Below are 3,875 nucleotides of genomic sequence, written 5' to 3'. Positions count from 1 at the left end.
CCCCCTGGATTACCGGCTCGCTCCCGAACACCCGTTCCCCGCGGGAGTTGAGGATTGCTGGGCCGCCTTGCGTTGGGCGGGGATCGCGTACGGCGTTTACCTGACGGTGATCGCACTGCGGATGCCGCCGGGCAGCGAACTGACCGGCCACTGGGTGCTGCAACCCTTGTTCAAAGCGTCGATGGCGCTGCTGCTGGCGATCGCCGCTGCAGCCCACCCCGTGGCCCGGGAGCGTCGCTGGCTCGTGCCCGCGCTGCTGTTCTCCGCCGCCGGCGACTGGCTGTTGGCGCTGCCGTGGTGGGCGATGTCGTTTGTGTTGGGCTTGGGCTCGTTTTTGTTGGCGCACATATGTTTTCTCGGTGCGCTGCTGCCACACGTCGTTCCCACCCGCGCGCGCATCGCGGCCGCCGCGGTCATGGTGTTGGCGACGGCGTCGATGCTGGTCTGGTTCTGGCCGCACCTGGACAACGGAACGGAGAACTTGACCGTCCCGGTCACCGTCTACATCACCGTGCTCAGTGCGATGGTCTGTGCGGCACTGCTGGCCCGCATGCCCACGATATGGACCGCCGTCGGCGCGGTGTGCTTCGCAGCTTCGGACTCGATGATTGCGATCGGCCGCTTCATCCTGGGTAACGAAGCGCTGGCGGTGCCCATCTGGTGGTCATACGCCGCCGCCGAGATCCTGATCACGGCTGGTTTCTTCTTCGGCCGCGATGACCTGGTTGAAGACAGCGAATTCGCCGCAGACACCGCCGCACCCGCCGAGGGCTGATTGTCGGTCAGTGCAGGTACGGTGTGCCCACATTGACTAGAAAAATGTTGAGTTCCAGCGCATCTGGCGGTGCTATGAGCGGCACGGCCGAAGTGGAGCCCATCGCGCGGGTGCTGCCCATGCTGTCGGTGCCACACCTGGATCGCGAGTTCGATTACCTGGTCTCGCCCGAGCAGTCTGACGACGCCCAGCCGGGTGTACGGGTGCGGGTGCGCTTTCACGGCCGGTTGGTCGACGGATTCGTCCTGGAGCGCTGCAACGACACCGATCACCAGGGCAAACTCGGCTGGATAGAGCGGGTGGTGTCGGCCGAACCGGTGCTTACGCCGGAAATCCGCCGGCTGGTCGAAGCCGTTGCCGCGCGCTACGCCGGCACCCGGCCGGACGTGTTGCGGCTGGCCGTGCCGCCCCGGCACGCGCGAGTGGAGAAGCAGCCGTTCGCGGTGGCGCCGCGGCCGTCAGTCGCGCCCGTGGACCCGGCGGGCTGGGACAACTACAGCCGCGGCGGCCAGTTCCTGATTGCGCTGGCCGAGTCCCGTGCCGCGCGTGCGGTGTGGCAGGCATTACCTGGAGAGACATGGACGGACCGGTTCGCCGAGGCGGCCGCGCAGACGGTCGCCTCGGGGCGTTCGGTGCTGGCGATCGTGCCCGATCAGCGCGATCTGGACGCGTTGGGGCAGGCGACCGTCGTCCGCGTCGGTGCGGACAGTGTGGTGGCGTTGTCGGCGGGACTCGGGCCCGCGGCCCGGTACCGGCGGTGGCTAGCGGCGCTGCGGGGCAGCGCGCGCGTCGTTCTCGGCACCCGCAGCGCGGTATTCGCGCCGGTCAGCGACCTCGGGCTGGTCATGGTTTGGTCCGACGCCGACGACAACCTGGCCGAGCCTCGGGCTCCCTATCCGCACGCCCGCGAGGTGGCAATGCTGCGCGCGCACCAGGCCCGTTGCGCGGCGTTGATCGGGGGTTATGCCCGTACCGCCGAGGCCCATGCCCTGGTGCGCAGCGGGTGGGCGCACGACGTCGTCGCGGTCCGGCCGATGGTGCGGGCCCGCACACCCCGGGTAGTCGCGTTGGACGACGGCGGATTCGCCGACGAGCGCGACCCGGCGGCGCGCACCGCCCGGTTGCCGTCCATCGCGCTTCGCAGCGCCCGATCGGCTTTGCAAGCCGGCGCACCGGTTCTGGTCCAGGTGCCGCGGCGGGGGTACGTGCCCTCGCTGGCGTGCGGGCGCTGCCGTGCGATCGCTCGCTGCCGGCACTGCACGGGTCCGCTGGCGCTGGCCGAACGTGGTTCCGGTACAGCCTGCCGGTGGTGTGGCCGGGTGGACCCGACACCGCGGTGTGCACGGTGTGGGTCAGATGCGGTGCGGGCGGTGGTGGTCGGGGCGCGGCGCACCGCCGAGGAGCTGGGCCGGGCATTCCCGGGCACCCCGGTGGTGACGTCGGCCGGGGACAGCATCGTTTCGGAGGTGCCTGCGCGCCCCGCACTGGTGGTGGCCACACCGGGGGCCGAACCGAGCGCCGCGGGCGGGTATGGGGCGGGGCTGCTGCTGGACACCTGGGCGTTGCTGGGCCGACAGGATCTGCGCGCCGCGGAGGACGCCCTCTGGCGGTGGATGAGCGCTGCCGCCCTCGTGCGTCCCCGTGGTGAGGGCGGTGTGGTCACGGTGGTCGCCGAATCGTCTCTTCCGACTGTGCAATCGCTGATTCGCTGGGATCCGGTCGGTCACGCCGATACCGAGTTGGCGTCACGCGCCGAGGTCGGGTTGCCGCCGAGCGTGCACATCGCCGCGCTGGACGGCGCCGCCGACGCGGTGGCCGCACTGCTCGACGAGGCCCAGTTGGCGGATCAGGATGGCCTGGATGCCGAATTGCTCGGCCCGGTGGACCTGCCGCCGGGTGCGCGCCGCCCGGCGGGCACCGGGCCCGACGGCACGGTGATCCGGATGCTGGTGCGGGTGCGTCGCGACCAGGGCTTGCGGCTTGCGGCAGCGCTGCGTGGCGCGGTCGGTGTGCTCAGCGCGCGGCAAACCCACGACCCCGTTCGGGTGCAGATCGACCCGCTGCATATCGGTTAGTCGCTAGGTTTTCGAACCCGGCTGGCCGGCCTGGCCGTAAAGGGCTCCGCCGGTGCCGCCAGTGCCCGGTGTTCCCGGGGAGTTGCCGCCGTTACCACCGTTGCCGATCTGCTGGGCGTCGCCTCCCCGGCCTCCAGTACTGCTACCGCCAGCGACAGTCGATCCGCCCAGTCCGCCGCTGCCGACAATCCCCGCCTTTCCGCCATTACCGCCATGCGAGTCGCCGCCGCCGAAGGCGATCTGAGATCCACCGGCGCCACCGTCACCCTGCAGGAAGCCGCCGTTGCCGCCGTTTCCACCCGTTCCCTGGGTCCCCGCGGCGTTGCCGCCCAGGCCTCCGGTGCCGAACAACCCGGCATTGCCGCCCGCGCCGCCGACAGGCTGGGACGACAACACACCGACGGGGCCGGCACCGCCACCAGCACCGCCACTGCCCCAAATGATTCCTCCGGTGCCACCGGCCCCGCCGTGCGGGGCGCTGTTGGCGAATGCGTTGCCCCCGGCGCCGCCGATGCCGAATAGGCCGGCGTTGCCACCAGTGCCCGCCGTGGCACCCGCGTTTCCAGTGCCTGTGTTCCCGCCGTTGGCTGCAGTGCCGTACAGCAGCCCGGCGTCGCCGCCGTTACCGCCAGCACCTGCCGTAGTGTCGGCGTTTCCGCCCGTCCCACCCGCTCCGCCGTTGCCGGTCAACCAGCCGGCATGACCTCCGGCCCCGCCAGCGCCGCCGTTACCGCCACTGGTCAGAGCTGTCTTGGCCAGTCCGCCCCCGCCGCCAGCACCGCCGTCACCGAAGAATCCGGCGTTGCCGCCGATGCCCCCATTGCCGCCGTTGCCCTGGTTGCCAGGCAGGTTCCCACCCAGGGAGTCGCCCCCCGCACCGCCGGCGCCGGCGCTGCCGGTGACCCAGGACCTGCCGCCTGCCCCGCCGTTGCCACCCTCAAGACCGGGAGCTGACTCGGTGCCCAACCGCAGCAAGCTGGCCCGATATGACGCGGTGACGTTGTTCGTCGAGCGTGCCCGCGCCG

General features: G+C 71.2%; 2 protein-coding genes and 1 pseudogene. 2 read left to right on the top strand and 1 reads right to left on the bottom strand.

Annotated elements, in window-relative coordinates; translation table 11 throughout:
* Positions 1-4 precede the first annotated feature (4 nt).
* Positions 5-775 carry a lysoplasmalogenase gene (locus tag A5636_RS16420; RefSeq protein ID WP_081287830.1) on the top strand — a complete coding sequence of 257 codons (771 nt, stop codon included), beginning with the start codon at positions 5-7 and terminating at the stop codon, positions 773-775.
* 74 nt (positions 776-849) lie between these two features.
* Positions 850-2,850, top strand: coding sequence for a primosomal protein N' (locus A5636_RS16415; RefSeq protein WP_081287829.1), 2,001 nt, complete (start codon positions 850-852; stop codon positions 2,848-2,850).
* Positions 2,851-2,853: 3 nt separating this feature from the next.
* Here the strand turns inward: A5636_RS16415 and A5636_RS26590 are convergent.
* Positions 2,854-3,875 (bottom strand): annotated as a pseudogene (locus tag A5636_RS26590) (hypothetical protein); the annotation flags it as partial.

This window comes from Mycobacterium asiaticum (assembly GCF_001673315.1).
Taxonomy (GTDB): Bacteria; Actinomycetota; Actinomycetes; order Mycobacteriales; family Mycobacteriaceae; genus Mycobacterium; species Mycobacterium asiaticum_B.
The sequence above is the reverse complement of the archived record's forward strand: the minus strand, read 5'-3'. Positions and strand labels throughout refer to the sequence as shown.

Excerpts from the sequence above, each read along its gene's own strand:
- A5636_RS16415 (WP_081287829.1), top strand. The coding sequence starts at position 850 with ATGAGCGGCACGGCCGAAGTGGAGCCCATCGCGCGGGTGCTGCCCATG.